Source organism: Polaromonas sp. A23, assembly GCF_002001015.1.
GTDB lineage: Bacteria > Pseudomonadota > Gammaproteobacteria > Burkholderiales > Burkholderiaceae_C > Polaromonas.
In genome coordinates this window covers 1-16,698 of record NZ_MUNO01000019.1, presented here as the reverse complement: position 1 = coordinate 16,698, position 16,698 = coordinate 1, and the positions used below count along the sequence as shown (strand labels likewise).

The window sequence follows — 16,698 nt, the reverse complement described above, 5'->3', positions numbered from 1 at the left end:
CCTCAGACGAGGGCCAGCAGGCCCAGGCTGCAACAGATCACGATGGCGCCGGTGGTCACAATGCGTCGTGCCGTCATCGCATGCAACGATTCAAGCGCGGTGTGCACGGCGAAAAAACGGCCGCGTGAGCGCTCGCAGTCCGTCATGTGGGAGGCCAGGGCCACAAGGTCACTGTTGACAAGCGCCTGACTGACGGAAATGGGATGGGCAGCCTCGGCGTGTGACGTGGACATGATGTGGACTCCAAGGGTGGGGTGTCAGCGCCGCGTCTTCGCGACCTTCTGGCATGGTTAACCCCATCCTAGGGCTCAGCCCGGAGAACCGCCATCAGATTCCACTGGAAGCCCTGTAGGAGGAATCCGACAGCTTGACGGGCGGCTTGACTTCGCACGCCGATCCGGCCCGTCAGACCCGGGTATTACCCGGTGTTGCGCAGGCCCGCGGCGATGCCGTTGATGGAGATGTGAATGCCCCGCTGCACCCGGTCATCGGCCTTGCCTTCCCGGTAGCGCCTGACCAGCTCGACTTGCAGGTGGTGCAGCGGGTCGATATAGGGAAAGCGGTGGCGGATAGAGCGTTGCAGGGCTGCGTTGTTGGCCAGGCGCTGCCTGTCGCCGGTGATGAGCGCCAGCGCTTCCGCCGTGCGGTGCCATTCGGCCTCGATGGCGCTGAAGATTTTTTTGCGCAGCCGGGCGTCGCTGACGAGTTCGGCATAACGCGAAGCCAGCGCCAGGTCGCTTTTGGCCAGCACCATGTCCATGTTGCTGAGCAGGGTGCGGAAAAATGGCCACTGCTTGTACATCTTTTGTAGCAGGATCAAGGCTTCCTTGCGACTGGCGGGCGTGCCCCCCTGGTCGAGAAACTGCGCAATGCCGGCGCCGAAACCGTACCAGCCGGGCAGGGTCAGGCGGCATTGGCCCCAGCTGAAGCCCCAGGGAATGGCGCGCAGGTCTTCAATTTTCTGTGTGGCCTTGCGGGAAGCCGGGCGCGAGCCGATGTTGAGCTCGGCGATTTCGCGGATCGGTGTGGCGCTGAAAAAATACTCGGTGAAGCCCGGGGTGTCGTACACCAGAGCGCGGTAGGCCGCCATGCTGGCCTGCGACAGCTGGTCGGCGGCCAGCAGGAAGGCTTTGGTCGCCGGCTTGGTCGGCTGCAGCAGGGTGGCTTCCAGCGTGGCGGCGACCAGGGTTTCCAGGTTGCGCCGGCCGATCTCGGGGTTGGCGTATTTGGAGCCGATGACTTCGCCTTGCTCGGTCAGGCGGATCTGCCCGCGCACCGTGCCCGGGGGTTGCGCCAGGATGGCCTGATAGCTTGGGCCGCCGCCGCGGCCCACCGTGCCGCCGCGGCCGTGGAACATGCGCAGCTGGATGTTGTGCGAGTTGGCAAGCTGGTCAAACAGCTCGACCAGCGCGATCTCGGCGCGGTACAACTCCCAGTTGCTCGTGAAGATGCCGCCGTCCTTGTTGCTGTCGGAGTAGCCCAGCATGATGTCCTGCTCGGCGCCGCTGCGCTGCACCTGCCGGGCCACGCCGGGCAGCGCATAGAACTCGCTCATGATGGGCGCGGCGTTGCGCAGGTCTTCAATCGTTTCGAACAGCGGCACGACGATCAGGTCATGGACGGCGCCGTTGTCCAGGGTGCCGTGCATCAGCCCGACTTCTTTTTGAAGCAGCAGCACTTCAAGCAGGTCACTCACGGTTTCGGTGTGGCTGATGATGTAGTGACGGATGGCTTCTTTGCCAAAACGCGCGCGTGCGGTGCGTGCGGCTTCAAAAATTGCCAGCTCGCCGGTAGCGTGCGCCGAATAGTTTGTTCCGATCACGCGCAGCGGCCGCGCGTCATTGAGCAACTTGAGCAGCAGTTCGCGCTTGGCCACCTCGTCCAGGGTGGCGTACTTCGGCTCTATCCTCGCGACTGCCAGCAGCTCGGCGACGACTTCCTCGTGTTTGTCCGAGCTCTGGCGCAGATCGACCGTGGCTAGGTGAAAGCCGAACACTTCCACCGCACGGATCAGCGGATGCAGGCGCTGGGCGACCAGCGCGCTGCCGTGGTTGCTCTGCAATGAAGTTTCGATGGTGCGCAGGTCGACCAGGAAATCTTCCGAGGCCAGGTAGGCGTTTTGCGGCGCAACCGCGTGGCGCGCCGCGTCGCCTCCGGTCAGGTCCTTGAGCGTGGCGGCCAGCCGTGCATACACACCGGTCAGTGCGCGGCGATAGGGCTCGTCGAGCCGGTGTTCGTTGGTGTCGGGCGAACTCTCGGCCAGTGCGCGCATCTCGGGCGTGAAGTCCACCAGCATGGCGGACAGCGAGAGTTCACCGCCCAGGTAATGCACCTCGGTCAGGTAGTGGCGCAGCGCCACTTCAGCCTGGCGGCGCAGGGCGTAGTTCAGCGTGTCGGCGCTGACGTTGGGGTTGCCGTCGCGGTCGCCGCCTATCCACTGGCCCATGCGCAAAAAGCTGTGCACCGGATGGCTGCCCAGCGCGTGCTCGAGTTCGGCGTAGAGCTTGGGAATTTCGCGCAGGAAGGTGGATTCGTAATAGCTGAGCGCGTTTTCAATCTCGTCGGCCACCGTGAGCTTGGTAAAACGCAGCAGCCGCGTTTGCCACAGCTGCATCACGCGCGCTCGCAGATGGGCCTCGTTGGCGGCGAGCTCGCGCGGGGTCAGTGCGTCCTTGGCGGCATTGACTGCCGAGGCGCGCGCCCTGATCTCGTCGCGTGCGGTCAGCAACTGGGCGATGTCGCGCTCGGCATCCAGGATGCTTTTGCGCTGCACCTCGGTCGGGTGGGCCGTGAGCACCGGCGAGACAAAGCTGTGCGCCAGCATATTCGCTATCGTTTTGGGAGCTATTCCCGCCCAGCGCAGGCGGGCCAGCGCCACTTCAATGCTGCCTTCCTGGGTGTCGCCGGCGCGCTCGTGAATGGCGCGGCGCCGGATGTGGTGCCGGTCTTCGGCCAGGTTGGCCAGGTGGCTGAAGTAGGTGAAGGCGCGAATCACGCTGACGGTCTGGTCGCCCGACAGGCCCTTGAGCAGTTTCTTCAGCGCCTTGTCGGCTTCGTGGTCGGCGTCGCGCCGGAAGGCCACCGACAGCTTGCGAACCTGCTCGATCAGCTCATAAGCGGCAACACCTTCCTGCTCGCGAATCACATCGCCCAGGATGCGGCCGAGCAGGCGGATGTCTTCGACCAGCGGACGCTCGTTGTCCCTGGCCCGGGCGCGCGGACGGCCTGTGTCCCCGGTGGGTCCCGCAGGAGATTCTTTGGGGGTTTTTGCACGCACCGTCGTCACCATGGATTACCTTTGTTGGCTCTTGTTTTGCAGTGCAGCATGCTAGCATCCGGAGACACCCCAAGATTACAAATAGGTTACGAGTGAGCGCAGTTTCTTCCCCCTCTTCCCCTTCCTCCCGCGTTGTGATTGCCACGCGCGAAAGCCGGCTGGCGATGTGGCAGGCCGAACATGTCAAGGCGCTGCTCGAAAGCCACCTCGGCTGGCAGGTGGAACTGCTGGGCATGACGACATTGGGTGACCAGATTCTGGACCGTTCGCTGAGCAAGGTGGGCGGCAAAGGCCTTTTTGTGAAAGAGCTTGAGCTGGCACTGGCGGACGGCCGCGCCGACCTGGCTGTGCATTCGCTCAAGGACGTGCCCATGGACTTGCCTGAGGGTTTTGCCCTGGCCTGCGTGCTGGAGCGCGAGGACCCGCGCGATGCGCTGGTGTCCAATCATTTTTCCTCGCTCGAAGAGTTGCCGACCGGCGCCGTGGTGGGTACTTCCAGCCTGCGCCGCCTGGTGTTGCTCAAGGCGCTGCGGCCTGACCTGAAGATAGAGCCACTGCGTGGCAACCTGGACACGCGGCTGCGCAAGCTCGACGAAGGCCAGTACCAGGCGATTGTTCTGGCTGCTGCGGGCCTCAAGCGGCTGGGCCTGGCTTCACGCATACGCCACGCCTTCGAGCCTGACACGATGCTGCCTGCCGCAGGGCAGGGCGCGCTGGGCATCGAAGTGCGGGCCGATCGCCGCGACCTGCTGGATGCGCTGGCCAAGTTGGCGCATCAGCCGACCTGGCTGGCCGTGACAGCCGAACGCACGGTGTCGCGTGCCATGGGCGGCAGCTGCTCCATGCCGCTGGCTGCTTTTGTCCGTGAGCCGCAAGACGCAGAGATGCGCCTGGAAGCTGCCTGGGGCGAGCCCGGCGCGGATGGGCAAGGCGTGGCGGGCCAGCCCCTGGTACGCGCCGAACACCGCGCGCCGGTGCGCAGCTTCGCCGACGCCGAAGCCCTGGGTGAACACGTGGCCGCTTCGCTGCGTGCCGGTGGGGCGGTTTGGGCCAGCAACGCCTCCACACCCTGAGCGCCGCGAGCTTGACTCCCGTGCCTGTCATCGTTACCCGGCCTGCGCATGACGCGGATCGCTGGGTGCAGGCCCTGCAGGCGCGCGGGTTGCGGGCTGAAGCCCTGCCGCTGATCGAGATTGCTGCGTTGCCGACATCGCAGGACTTGCAGCAGGTCTGGCAAGGAATCGGCGCTTACGCAGCGCTGATGTTTGTCAGCGGCAATGCGGTAGAAGCTTTTTTTGCATCAAATCAGGCTGCAGCCCTTATTTCACGTGCGCAAGCAGCTATAAATTTAATAGCAGATCAGATGCCGCGTTTTCTGGCGCCCGGGCCGGGTACCGTGGCAGCCCTGCGTCTGGCCGGTGTGCCCGAGTCTCTAATCGATGCTCCGGCCACAGACGCTGGTCAGTTTGACTCTGAAGCTCTGTGGGCGGTGGTGGGGGCCCGAAACTGGCAGGGTTTGCAGGTACTGATCGTGCGTGGCCAGAGCGCCGGAAGCGGTGAGCCCGCCGGTGCCGGACGGGACTGGCTGGCGCAGCAACTGCAGGCCGCCGGCGCTCGCGTCGACACTGTGGCGGTCTACCAGAGACGCAAGCCGGTGTTCAACGCAGCGCAGCTGCTGCGGATTGAAGCCGCAGCGAATGACGGCTCGGTCTGGCTGCTCAGCAGTTCCGAGGCCCTGGCAAACCTTCCCCCGGGGGACTGGTCACGCGCCCGCGCCGTTGCCACGCACCCGCGCATTGCCGAGGCGGCTCGTGCCGCGGGCTGGGGTGTTGTTGTGCAGTCACGTCCGGAGCTCGCGGACATCGTGGCCTCTATAGAATCGATGTCACCATGAGCGACAGCGAATCCGTTTCAACACCTTTGCCTGCACCGCTGGCCGAACTTCCGGCCAGTCCAGCCGTGCCCGCACCGCGCCGCTGGCTGTTATGGACGGGGCTGGTGGCGGTTGCGGCCCTGGTGCTCAACGCCTTGCTGTGGCAAAAGCTGAACAATATTCAAGAAGAGCTGGCGCGCCGCAGCACGGACTCGACCGCCCAGTCCATCGAGGCCCGCACGCTGGCGCGCCAGGCGCAGGAAGCCGCGCGCGAACTGACGGCACGCCTGGTGCTGCTCGAAACCCGTCTGAGCGAAGTGAGCCTGCAGCGCACACAGCTGGAAGAGTTGATGCAAAGCCTGTCGCGTTCGCGTGACGAAAACCTGGTGGTGGATGTGGAGTCCGCGCTGCGCCTGGCCCAGCAGCAGGCTCAGCTGACCGGAAGCGCCGAGCCCTTGCTGGCGGCCCTCAAGTCGGCTGACCAGCGCCTGGTTCGCGCCGCGCAGCCGCGCCTCAACCCCTTGCAGCGCGCCATTGCGAGGGATGTGGAGCGTATCAAGGCGACGACGGTGACCGACGTGCCCGGCCTCCTGCTCAAACTTGACGAACTGACGCGTGTGGTGGACGAGTTGCCGCTGGCCAACGCGATGTCAGCCGGCAGCACTGCCCGGCCTGCCGTGGCAGCAGCGTCTGCGCCTGCCCGAGCCGCGTCAGCCGCGGCGCCCACGGCGTGGCTCGACAATCTGGCGCTTCAGGCCTGGTGGCAGCGCACGGTCAAGGGCATGCTCGACGAAGCCAGGAGCCTGCTGCGTGTGAGCCGTATCGACCAGCCCGACGCTGCCTTGCTCGCGCCCGAGCAGGCGTTTTTCCTGCGCGAGAACCTCAAGCTCAAACTGCTCAACGCCCGGCTCGGCCTGCTTTCCCGCCAGACCGCCGGTGCCCGCGCCGACCTGACCAGCGCCAGCACCATGGTGACCAAATACTTTGACCCTGCATCGCGCAGGACGCAGGCGGCGGCGCAACTGCTGCAGCAGGTGCAAAGCCAGATGAAGTCCAGTGAGCTGCCGCGCCTGGACGAAACCCTTGCCGCGCTGGCCACGGCGGCCGCGGGTCGTTAGAAAGCACGGACCGCCATGCGCAGCGCTCTCTGGCTCCTGGCCCTGTTCGGTATCGCGGTGGCGGTAGCGCTGGTGGCCGGCAACAACCAGGCGGTGGTGACGCTGTTCTGGCCGCCGCACCGTGTCGATATTTCTTTCAACCTGCTGATGCTGCTGTTGGCTGGCCTGTTCACCCTGTTGTATGTGGCGCTGCGCGCAGTGTCAGTGGTATTTTCATTGCCGGCCGAAGCCCGGCGCTGGCGTGCCCAGCAAAAAGAGCGGGCCATGTACGCCGCTTTCATGGACGCGCTGTCGCACCTGACGGCGGGGCGTTTCATCCGGGCGGCCAAGCTTGCGCAAAACGCCATCACACAGGAGAAAAGCCTGAAGCAGCTGGCCCGCACGTCCAGCGACGTGGGTGGCTACAGCGCGGCGCGTTCAACGCAGTTGCGCTTGTTGGCGCATTTGCTGGCGGCCGAAAGTGCGCAGGCACTGCAGAACCGCACCCTGCGTGAAGAGCATTTGCAGCAGGCGCTGAAAACCAGCACGCATCGCATTGCTCAGGAAACCCGCGAAGGGGTGCAGTTGCGCGCCGCGCGCTGGGCACTGGACGACCGCGACCCGGCCGCTGCGCTGGAACTGCTCAATCAATTGCCGCAGGGCGCGGCACGCCGCACGCTGGCGCTGCGCACCAAGCTGCGCGCCACCCGCCAGGCCCGGCAGACCTCGCAGGCGCTGGAAACGGCGCGCCTGCTGGCCAAACACCGCGCGTTTTCCCCGCCAGCGGCGCAAAGCATCGTGCGCGGTTTGGCGCTTGAATTGCTCGGCGGCGCGCACGACCCGACGCAACTGCAAGCCGCCTGGCAGTCGCTGGACGCCAGCGAACGGGCCATGCCTGAACTGGTGATCCACGCCGCTTCCCGACTCATGGCCTTACATGGCGATGCAGATATGGCCCGCAGCTGGCTGCTGCAGGTCTGGGAGCTGGTGATGCAGCCGCGTTCTGAAGTGAGCGACACGCAGCGCATCAAGCTTATTCATGTGCTTGAACAAGGGCTGGATTCGATTGATGCCGCCTGGCTGGCGCGCATCGAGTCCGCGCAGCAGCAGCGGCCGCGCGATGCGAACCTGCAGTACCTGGCCGGCATGACCTGCCTGAAGCGCCAGCTCTGGGGCAAGGCCCAGCAACTGCTGTCCCAGGCCTCACTGGCTCTGCAGGACGTCACGCTGCATCGCAATGCCTGGCGTGCGCTGGCTGTGTTGGCGGAGCAGCGGGGGGATGAGTCGGGGGCGGTGCAGGCTTATCGGCGGGCTGCGGAAGTCTAGTCGCCCGTGTGCCGCTGCGGGGACCGGTTGGTGACCTACTGATAAACCTCTTTCGTCTGTCATCCCGGGCTTGATCCGGGATCCATGCAAGCGGTCCTCCAACGCCGTTCGGGCTGAGCTTGTCGAAGTCGTCTTTGCCTCCTGCGCTGGAGGTTTGCCTACAAGCCGGGGGTTGCCCGGCGGCAACTCACTTTTCTTTTGCTTCGCCAAAATAAAAGTAAGCAAAAGAAAAGGCGACCCTACTGTCTGCGTCCCCCTTCGCTAGCGCTACGGGGGAAACCTGCGGTGCTCGGTCTAGCCGGGGTCGAGCTCGAACTCGCTGCGCTCAGACAATCGCTCGCCCTGATCCGGCTGGACCTCCGCTCCTCGGCGCATACAGAAGGGTGGGGGATAAAGCGGGTGCGGATTCGGGTACAGATACGGATACGGGGAGACATGACGCGCGAAGCGCGTCATGTCGGGACACGTGGCCGTCATGTATGCACGCGGGTGCAGCACACGTTGCCAAATGAAGTCCCCCTCCATCGCCCAGCGGGGCGAGGGAGGGGTTAGGGGTGGGAGTGGGGAGTTGCGTCTACTGTCCAAGGCAGACCACAGATGCAGCGTGACGCCTTCAAGTTGGACCCGAGCCCTGAGGCACAAAACGCCAGACGAAAAAAAGCAGCCCGAAAGCTGCCTTTGATCTGAAGTGCCAGGTGGCACAACCAGCAGGGATTACTCCGCGCGTTCAGCTGCAACCGGCGCAGCAGGCTGCTCAAACGGCAAGGTCATCTCACGCAGGTCGCGCTTGGTTTCGACCAGCACCAACGGGCCGCTGTCCAGCTGCGGAGCTGGTGGACGTGCGCGTGGCACATGAATCGGCTTCGGCTCCGCCGCCATGGTGGCTTGCACTTCGGCAATCTTGCTGGCGTCGGAGTTGACCCACTGCAGGCCGGAAGAGCTCGCTACCTGGGCCAGGTCCTGCAGCGGCAATTCGTAGGACTGGACTTTCGGCAGTGCGCGCGCCACAGGCGCAGGCGCGGCAGCCACAGGCGCGGCAGCCACAGGCGTGACGACGGCAGGTGCAACCGCGACAGAGGCGGGAGACACCGCCACCGGCGCTGCGACAGGCGCGGCGTTTGCTACGAATTCAGTAGCTACCGGCGCTTGTGTTGTAAAGGCTGCGGGTTGATTGGACTCAAAACTGTCAGTGAAAGCAGCGGGAGCCGCGTTTTCAGCCTGGCCTTCGGCTGGCTGATCGTTGCGGTCGCGGCGGTCGCGGCCGTAACGGTCACGGCTGCGGCGTTCGCGCGGCTGGCGGTCCTGGCCCTGGCCCTGGCCTTCTCCCTGACCTTCAGGGCGCGCCTGCATGTCGGCGGAAGATGCCGGCACCACGGGGTTGCCAGCCTCGTCGAGACCCGCCACGACAGCGGGATGTGCTGCGTCAAAGCTGTCGGCCTGTGCGCCGGCGGTGGGGGCGGCATTTCCGTCTGTACGCTCGTCGCGGCGTTCGTTGCGACGGCCGTTGCCGCGTTCGCCACGCTCTCCGCGTTCACGGCGGCCCTGGCCTTCAGGGCGCGGCTGACGCTCACCATCGCGGCCTGCATCCTGCGCGGGGCGTTCCTGACGCTGTGGGGCGTCGCCTTCGTTCATGGCGGCGGCCATGGCTGCCTGGTTGGCCAGTGCGAGATCCTGCTCGATCGGGTCGCGTGCCGGACGGTCACCGCGTTCGCCGCGTTCACCACCACGATCGCCCCGGTCACCGCGGCCGCGGCGGCTGCGTTCACCGCGCTCGCTGCGGCCTTCGCCGTCGGCCTGGCCTTCAGGGCGCGGTGCGCGTTCTGGGCGGGCTTCGTTGTTGCGTCCATCGCCGCGTGTTTCGCCGGCAGGGCGTTCCTGGCGTGCGCCGTCGGCGTTGCGCTCACGGCGCTCACCACCGCGACCTTCGCCGCGTCCTTCAGGACGTTCACCGCGCTGGTCCGGCCGGCCTTCGCCACGACCTTCACCAGAACGGCCTTCGCCGCGGCCTCCACGGCCACCGCGACGGCCATCACGGCCACCGCGTTCACCGCCACGATCGCCGCGCTCACCACGTTGCTCGTCGCGACGGCTTCCGCCGCGCTCGTCATTTTTCACTTCCCTGGCTGGAGCAGCAGAAGGCGCAGCTTCCTCACCCACAAAGAAGGCTTTCAGTTTTGCGAAGAAGCTCTTCTCGGCCGGTGCCGCCGCTGCAGTGGCGCGAACCGGCGCAGCAGCTTTGGGCGCGACGACCGTTGCCGGCTTGGGTGCGGCGATGGGTGCCGGTGCATCGGGCAGCACGCCCTTGATCACCGGCTCCTGCTTGTTGTGCTTTTCCTGGCTGCGGCGCGTGACTGTGGTCGGATCTTCCATCTCCTCGGCCATCTTGTAGCTCGCCTCGATGTTGTCCAGGCGCGGGTCATCGTGTTTCAGACGCTCGAGCTTGTAGTTCGGTGTTTCCAGCGTTTTGTTGGGCACCAGCAGCACGTTGATGCGCTGCTTCATTTCGATCTTGGCGATCTCGGAACGTTTTTCGTTGAGCAGGAAAGACGCCACATCGACCGGTACCTGGCACAGCACGGAAGCCGTGCTGTCTTTCAGCGACTCTTCCTGGATGATGCGCAAAATCTGCAGCGCCGAGCTTTCGGTGTCGCGGATGTGGCCGGAGCCACCGCAACGCGGGCAGGGGATGGATGCGCCTTCCGACAGGGCCGGGCGCAGGCGCTGACGGCTCATTTCCATCAGGCCGAACTTGCTGATAGTGCCGAACTGCACACGCGCGCGGTCCTGGCGCAGCGCGTCGCGCAGGCGGTTTTCAACATCGCGGCGGTTGCGCGACTCTTCCATGTCGATGAAGTCGATGACGATCAGGCCACCCAGGTCGCGCAAGCGCATCTGGCGCGCGACTTCGTCAGCGGCTTCCAGGTTGGTGCGGGTGGCGGTTTCTTCAATGTCGCCGCCCTTGATGGCGCGGGCCGAGTTGACGTCGACCGAAACCAGGGCTTCGGTGTGGTCGATCACGATGGCGCCGCCGGACGGCAGTTGCACGGTGCGTGCGTAGGCCGACTCGATCTGGTGCTCGATCTGGAAGCGGCTGAACAGCGGCGCGTCGTCGCGGTAGCGTTTGACGCGGTGCTCGTGTTCGGGCATCACGTGGGCCATGAACTGGCGCGCTTGTTCGTAGACGTCGTCGGTGTCGAACAGGATGTCGCCGATGTCGCTGTTGAAGTAGTCGCGGATGGCGCGGATCACAAGGCTGGATTCCTGGTAAATCAGGAACGCGCCCTTGCCGCCCTTGCCGGCGCCGTCAATCGCGGTCCACAGCTTGATCAGGTAGTTCAGGTCCCACTGCAACTCGGCGGCGCTGCGGCCGATGCCGGCGGTGCGGGCGATGATGCTGGAGCCGGCCGGGTATTCCAGCTGGTCCATGTTTTCCTTGAGCTCGGCCCGGTCTTCGCCTTCAATACGGCGGCTGACGCCACCGCCGCGCGGGTTGTTGGGCATCAGCACAACATAACGCCCGGCCAGCGAGACAAAGGTGGTCAGGGCGGCGCCCTTGTTGCCGCGTTCTTCTTTTTCAACCTGGACCAGGATTTCCTGGCCTTCGCGGATCACGTCCTGGATACGTGCCTGGCTGACCGACACGCCCTGGGCGAAGTATTGCTTGGAGATTTCCTTGAACGGCAAAAAGCCGTGGCGGTCTTCACCGTAGTCGACAAAACAGGCTTCGAGCGATGGCTCGACTCGGGTGACGACGGCCTTGTAGATGTTGCCCTTGCGCTGTTCGCGCCCTTCAATTTCGATTTCGTAGTCGAGGAGTTTTTGTCCGTCAACAATTGCCAGGCGGCGTTCTTCCGACTGGGTGGCATTAACCAGCATGCGTTTCATGGGTTTTCCTTCGTTCTTCTGTTCTCAAACATCACTGCCCAAAAATGGGCAAACGACGCCGGAGCAGACGTTGTGCGAACGTGGGGAATTGCCGGAGAGCTTTTGACGAAGCTACGGCGACTGAAAAATCAGTCGCAGAGCAGTCTGGGCGTAGGCGCGTGGATGGGGTGAGCCGGGGTCTGACAGGTGTTTGCTACAAAAATAGTAGCTGCTTGCGCCCGCAAAACAAGGGCTGGCGGCCGATTTATGCCCGAGAGCGGGGCTAAAAAGCGCCGCAGGCATAAAAAAATCAGTGCTGCCAGTGTTGTCAAGAGGCTACCCATGTAAAGACCAGATTTCACCTGGATCCGTATGCAGCCCGCGGGGCTGCACACATCGTATTCCGTAGTTGTATTCGCATAACGTCGACTCGTCTGCACTGCATTTTTCCGCCGCGGGGTGCCTGGCACCGTGCGCTTGCGGACATTTGCCGCCAGTGGCATCGACCTTCCAGCAAGGCTGTTCAGGTGGAATGATGGTGTGTGGACTAAACTCCCAGACAAATCAACCACTTACAGCTTGTCGCTAGTGAAACACATTATAGGCGTAGCTTCAGGTAAAACACGGCGTCCGGGTAAACCCCGCCCCGCCCCGTTGCCTGCCAGCGCTGCCCCTCACGTTTCGGCCCAGACCCTGCCGGATTTGCCTGAAAAAACGGCAGACCGGGCCGAGAAAGCCGCGCCGCAGGCCACGCTGGTGACAGTGGACGCTGACTTTGCCGGCCAGCGCCTGGACAACTTCCTGATCCGCCAGCTCAAGGGCGTGCCCAAAACCCATGTGTACCGCATCATCCGCAGCGGCGAGGTACGCATCAACAAGGGCAGGGCGCACGCCGACACCCGGGTGGAAGCCGGCGACGTCGTGCGCTTGCCGCCGGTGCGAACCTCGGAACGGGCCGACGACAAGGCGCGGGCCATGGCAGTGGAAGTGGCCCGGCACGGCGCCGCCTCCACGGTTGGCGGTTACGCGCCTTCGCGTGAATTCCCCATCCTGTTTGAGGACGAACACGTGTTGGCCATCGACAAACCGGCCGGCGTGGCCGTGCACGGCGGCAGCGGGGTGGCGTTTGGCGTGATTGAGCAACTGCGCATGGCGCGGCCGGAGGCGAAATTCCTGGAGCTGGTGCACCGGCTGGACCGTGAAACCAGCGGCATCCTGCTGATCGCCAAAAAGCGCATGGCGCTGAAAAACCTGCAGGAACAGTTTCGCGAGCGCGAAACCGACAAGATCTATCTGGCGCTGGTTGCAGGAGCCTGGCCGGCCAACAAAAAAGTGCTGGATGCGCCGCTGCAGAAATACCTTTTGCCTGACGGCGAGCGCCGCGTCCGGGTGGTGCCCAAAGAGCATCCTGATGCCATGCGTGCGGTCACACTGGTCAAGGTCAGCGCCGCGCTGGTTATAGCGAGGCGCGACTTCACCTTGCTTGAAGTCACCATCAAGACCGGACGCACCCACCAGATTCGCGTGCACCTGGCCAGCGCGGGCCACCCGATTGCTGGTGATGACAAATACGGCGATTTCGACCTGAACAAAGCCTTGCAAAAGGAAGCGGGCGGCATTGCCCTCAGGCGCATGTTCCTTCATGCCTGGCGGTTAAAGTTCACCCATCCCTCCAGCGGCAAACGCATTGATTTGCTGGCTGCGCTTCCCCCCGAGCTAGAGAGCCTGACCGCCCATGTCCCCGCCGAATAAGCCGCTGAACTTTGACCTGATTGCCTTCGACTGGGACGGCACGCTGTTCGATTCCACCAAAATCATCGTGCGCTGTATCCAGGCCGCTGTGCGCGATGTGGGTGGCACGGTTCCAACCGACAAGGAAGCCGGCTATGTGATCGGCCTGGGCCTCATGCAGGCCCTGGCGCACGCTGCGCCGGATGTGCCGCCTGAGAAATACCCGCAGCTTGGTGAGCGTTACCGCCACCACTACAACGCGCATTACGACGACCTGAGCCTGTTTGAGGGCGTGCTTCCCCTGCTCGATGTTCTGAAAGCGCGCGGCCACCTGCTTGCGGTGGCTACCGGCAAGTCGCGCCGCGGCCTCAACGAAGTGCTGCGCACCGAGGAGCTCAAGGGCGTGTTCGACAGCTCGCGCACCGCCGACGAGACGGCCGGCAAGCCTGACCCCCGCATGCTGCACGAACTGATGACCGAGTTTGGTGTCGCGCCCGAACGTGTGCTGATGGTGGGCGACACCACGCATGACCTGCAGATGGCGCTCAACGCCGGCTGTCCCAGTGTGGGCGTGAGCTACGGCGCACACGAGCCAGCTACCTTTGACCTGCTGGCGCCGCGCCATATTGCCCACTCGGTGCAGGAACTGCACAACTGGTTGCTGGCTCATGGCTGAATTCCAGTGTTGACGGCCATGGACGAACGGCAAGCCCTGTGCAACAGTCGCGACCTGCTCGACGGCGGGCTGGCGGTGTCTTTCGATGTGGTCTACGCTGGACAGACCTGCCGCGCCTTTGCTGTGCGTTATGACGGAGTGGTTCATGCCTATCTCAACCGCTGCACGCATGTGGCCATGGAGCTGGACTGGCAACCCAATCGCGTGTTTGACGACAGCGGCCAGTGGCTGCTGTGCGCCAGCCACGGTGCTGCCTATCGGCCTGACACTGGCGATTGCAGCGGCGGCCCGTGCCAGGGCGGACTGGTCAAAATCGATGTTACGGAAGGCGATGGCCTTGTTTTCTGGCACACGTCCTACAAACTTAAAACCGTGGAGTTCTAAACTACCCTTATGAATGATTCAAACCGCACCGAACCCTCTGACGCTTCTGATTTCGATCCAAATCGGGCTTCAGCCCTTGAGGGGCGGGCGCAAGCAGCTCCTGAAACCGTAGCAAATTACAAGGCTGGTGTGGATACTTCCAGCCCCGGCTGGGAGCGTGTGACGCTGGAAAAGCTGGCTTTTGCCGCCCTCAATGAGCAAAAGGCCACGCGCCGCTGGAAGACGTTTGTGCGTCTGTCTTGGCTGGCTTTTTTCATTTTCCTGGTCTGGTTCGGGCTGTCCCGTGGCGCATCAACCACCAACGTCAGCGTTCCGCACACGGCGGTGGTCGAGATCAAGGGTGAAATTGCCGACGGCGCCGACGCCAGCGCCGAATTTGTCAATGCTGCCCTGCGCGCTGCCTTTGAAGACGAAGGCGCCAAGGCGGTGGTGTTGCTGATCAACTCGCCCGGTGGCAGCCCGGTGCAGGCCGGCATGATGAATGACGAAGTCTTGCGCCTGAAGGCCAAGTACAACAAGCCGGTGTATGCGGTGGTGGGTGAAACCTGCGCCTCGGCCGCGTATTACATCGCGGCTTCCGCCGACAAGATTTTTGTCGACAAGGCCAGCATTGTCGGCAGCATCGGTGTGCTGATGGACGGTTTTGGCTTTACCGGCCTGATGGAGAAGGTGGGCGTTGAGCGCCGCCTCATGACCGCCGGCGAAAACAAAGGTTTTCTGGACCCCTTCAGCCCACAGACCGAGCACCAGCGCGCCTACGCGCAGACCATGCTGAACCAGATCCACCAGCAGTTCATCACCGTCGTCAAAAATGGCCGGGGCAAGCGTCTCAAGGAAACGCCTGAAATGTTCAGCGGACTGTTCTGGACCGGCCAGCAGGCCATCGAGTTGGGGCTGGCGGATCAGCTGGGCTCGCTCGACTACGTGGCCCGGGAAATCGTCAAGACCGAAGAGATCATCGACTACACCCGTCGGGAAAACGTGGCTGAACGCCTGGCCAAGAAGTTCGGTGCCGCCATTGGTTCGGGCGCTATCCAGACGCTGAAAGCGATTCCTTCCATTCGCTAAGGCAGTGGTTAAGGCAGCGCGATTGCCTTTAGAAAAAGCCCGCTCGCTGCGGGCTTTTTTATGCGAATGCAGTTGCTACCGACCTATGCAGAACACGGTGGGCAAGGCCAGCGGCGCAGCCGGCTTGTCGCGTTTCCAGACGCTTGCCGACGCACTGCGCGACCAGGCGCCTGGCAGGCTCAGCCCGCAGCTGAGGGCCAGTCGCGTGTTGTGTTGCAGTGTTTGCAGCAGTGCCTGAAGTAGTGCGGCGTTGCGGTAGGGGGTTTCAATAAAAATCTGGGTCTGGCCGGTTTTCAAGGCCAGCGACTCCAACTCCCGGATGCGTTGGCTGCGTTCGCCGCCGTCCTGCGGCAAATAACCGACAAATGCAAAATTCTGGCCATTCAGGCCGCTGGCGGCCAGCGCCAGCACCAGCGACATGGGCCCGGTGAGCGGCACAACCTGCAGGCCCAGATCGTGCGCAGCGCGCACCACCGATGAGCCCGGATCGGCAATGGCCGGCATGCCGGCTTCACTGACCAGCCCCATGTCTTGTCCTGCAAGGGCAGGCGCCAGCAAAGGGCGTGCGTCGAAATTGCCGCCGTGGTCGCCCTTTTTGTGCACTTCGCGCGGCAATTCCTGGATCTGCTGCGCCTGGATGGGTTGCTGCAACGGCTGTACCTCGCCAACGCGCTTGAGGTAAGCGCGTGTACTTTTGGCGTTCTCGCAAATCCAGCAGGAGAGCGTGGCGGCAATCTGCAGCGTGCCCAGGGGCATCACGTCCTGCAAGGGCGCTTGCGCTTCGCAGCCGAAGTCCAGCGGTGCGGGCACCAGGTAAAGCCGGCCTTTCGGTGCTGCGCTCATGACCGGTCCTCCCGGGTTTGCAGCAGGTTGATGCCGGCAGCGCGGAGCATGCGGCAGGTGCGAATCAACGGCAAGCCCACCAGTGCGGTGGGATCGTCGTTCTCGATCGCGTCCAGCAGGCTGATGCCCAAGCCTTCGCTTTTGGCGCTGCCCGCGCAGTCGTAGGGCTGCTCGGCTTGCAGGTAGTTCTCGATCTCGTCATCCGTCAGATGCCGGAACTGGACTTTCACCGCTGCAAGATCGGTTTGCTCGAAGCCGCTTTGCAGGCACACCACGGTCACGGCGGTCTGGAAGACAACACTGTGGCCGCGCATCTGACGCAGCTGGGCCACGGCGTTGCTGTGGTTTCCGGGCTTGCCCAGCGGACGGCCGTTCAGGTCGGCGACCTGGTCGGAGCCAATCACCACAGCCTCCGGGAAGTTGGCGGCCACTGCCTTGGCCTTGGCCAGTGCCAGCCGCCGCGCCAGCGCGGCGGGCGCCTCGCCGGCCAGCGGGCTTTCGTCCACCTCAGGCGACACCACCGAAAAAGCGATCTGCAGGCGCTGCAGCAGTTCACGCC

At 64.0% G+C, this 16,698-nt stretch carries 13 protein-coding genes; 8 read left to right on the top strand and 5 right to left on the bottom strand.

The annotated features are described in order from the left end of the window. Positions 1–2 precede the first annotated feature (2 nt). Positions 3–233: a hypothetical protein gene (locus tag B0B52_RS10520; RefSeq protein WP_077593596.1), complete on the bottom strand. Its 231-nt coding sequence runs from the start codon at positions 231–233 to the stop codon at positions 3–5. A 185-nt stretch (positions 234–418) separates the two neighbouring features. Continuing rightward, the gene (gene ppc / locus B0B52_RS10515; protein ID WP_077593595.1) at positions 419–3,289 is read right to left on the bottom strand and encodes a phosphoenolpyruvate carboxylase; all 2,871 of its coding nucleotides are present in this window, start codon (positions 3,287–3,289) and stop codon (positions 419–421) included. 80 nt (positions 3,290–3,369) lie between these two features. Here ppc and hemC point away from each other — a divergent pair, with 80 nt between their 5' ends. From hemC to B0B52_RS10495, 4 genes are read left to right on the top strand one after another with little or no spacing between them, the layout of a single operon-like run. Further along, positions 3,370–4,350, top strand: a complete 981-nt coding sequence (gene hemC, locus B0B52_RS10510) for a hydroxymethylbilane synthase (RefSeq protein WP_077593594.1) — start codon at positions 3,370–3,372, stop codon at positions 4,348–4,350. Positions 4,351–4,370: 20 nt separating this feature from the next. After that, a complete protein-coding gene (locus B0B52_RS10505) occupies positions 4,371–5,171 on the top strand; it encodes a uroporphyrinogen-III synthase (protein WP_254425682.1) in 801 nt (266 codons plus the stop codon). Further along, positions 5,168–6,268 (top strand): uroporphyrinogen-III C-methyltransferase, encoded by a 1,101-nt coding sequence (locus B0B52_RS10500; protein ID WP_077593593.1) that lies wholly within the window; start codon positions 5,168–5,170, stop codon positions 6,266–6,268. Before B0B52_RS10505 ends, B0B52_RS10500 begins: the two co-directional genes overlap by 4 nt. 15 nt (positions 6,269–6,283) lie before the next feature. Then, entirely contained in the window at positions 6,284–7,573 is a 1,290-nt protein-coding gene (locus B0B52_RS10495) for a heme biosynthesis HemY N-terminal domain-containing protein (RefSeq protein ID WP_077593592.1), read from the top strand. A gap of 714 nt (positions 7,574–8,287) precedes the next feature. On the opposite strand, the gene B0B52_RS10490 is transcribed toward B0B52_RS10495, so the two are convergent. Further along, on the bottom strand, positions 8,288–11,458 hold the full coding sequence (locus tag B0B52_RS10490) for an Rne/Rng family ribonuclease (protein ID WP_077593591.1): 3,171 nt from the start codon (positions 11,456–11,458) through the stop codon (positions 8,288–8,290). Between the two features lie 567 nt (positions 11,459–12,025). Here B0B52_RS10490 and B0B52_RS10485 point away from each other — a divergent pair. From B0B52_RS10485 to B0B52_RS10470, 4 genes are read left to right on the top strand one after another with little or no spacing between them, the layout of a single operon-like run. After that, positions 12,026–13,189 carry an RluA family pseudouridine synthase gene (locus B0B52_RS10485; RefSeq protein WP_174575487.1) on the top strand — a complete coding sequence of 388 codons (1,164 nt, stop codon included), beginning with the start codon at positions 12,026–12,028 and terminating at the stop codon, positions 13,187–13,189. Continuing rightward, the gene (locus B0B52_RS10480) at positions 13,173–13,844 is read left to right on the top strand and encodes an HAD family hydrolase (RefSeq protein WP_077593589.1); all 672 of its coding nucleotides are present in this window, start codon (positions 13,173–13,175) and stop codon (positions 13,842–13,844) included. Before B0B52_RS10485 ends, B0B52_RS10480 begins: the two co-directional genes overlap by 17 nt. Positions 13,845–13,862: 18 nt before the next feature. After that, the gene (locus tag B0B52_RS10475; RefSeq protein WP_077593588.1) at positions 13,863–14,228 is read left to right on the top strand and encodes a Rieske 2Fe-2S domain-containing protein; all 366 of its coding nucleotides are present in this window, start codon (positions 13,863–13,865) and stop codon (positions 14,226–14,228) included. 9 nt (positions 14,229–14,237) lie between these two features. Further along, positions 14,238–15,296, top strand: coding sequence for a S49 family peptidase (locus B0B52_RS10470; RefSeq protein WP_077593587.1), 1,059 nt, complete (start codon positions 14,238–14,240; stop codon positions 15,294–15,296). A gap of 75 nt (positions 15,297–15,371) precedes the next feature. Here the strand turns inward: B0B52_RS10470 and B0B52_RS10465 are convergent, their stop codons facing one another. After that, entirely contained in the window at positions 15,372–16,139 is a 768-nt protein-coding gene (locus B0B52_RS10465; protein ID WP_077593586.1) for an SAM-dependent methyltransferase, read from the bottom strand. After that, positions 16,136–16,698: Maf family nucleotide pyrophosphatase (locus tag B0B52_RS10460; RefSeq protein ID WP_139351895.1), on the bottom strand; the 563-nt coding region annotated here is incomplete at its 5' end. The genes B0B52_RS10460 and B0B52_RS10465, both read right to left, overlap by 4 nt.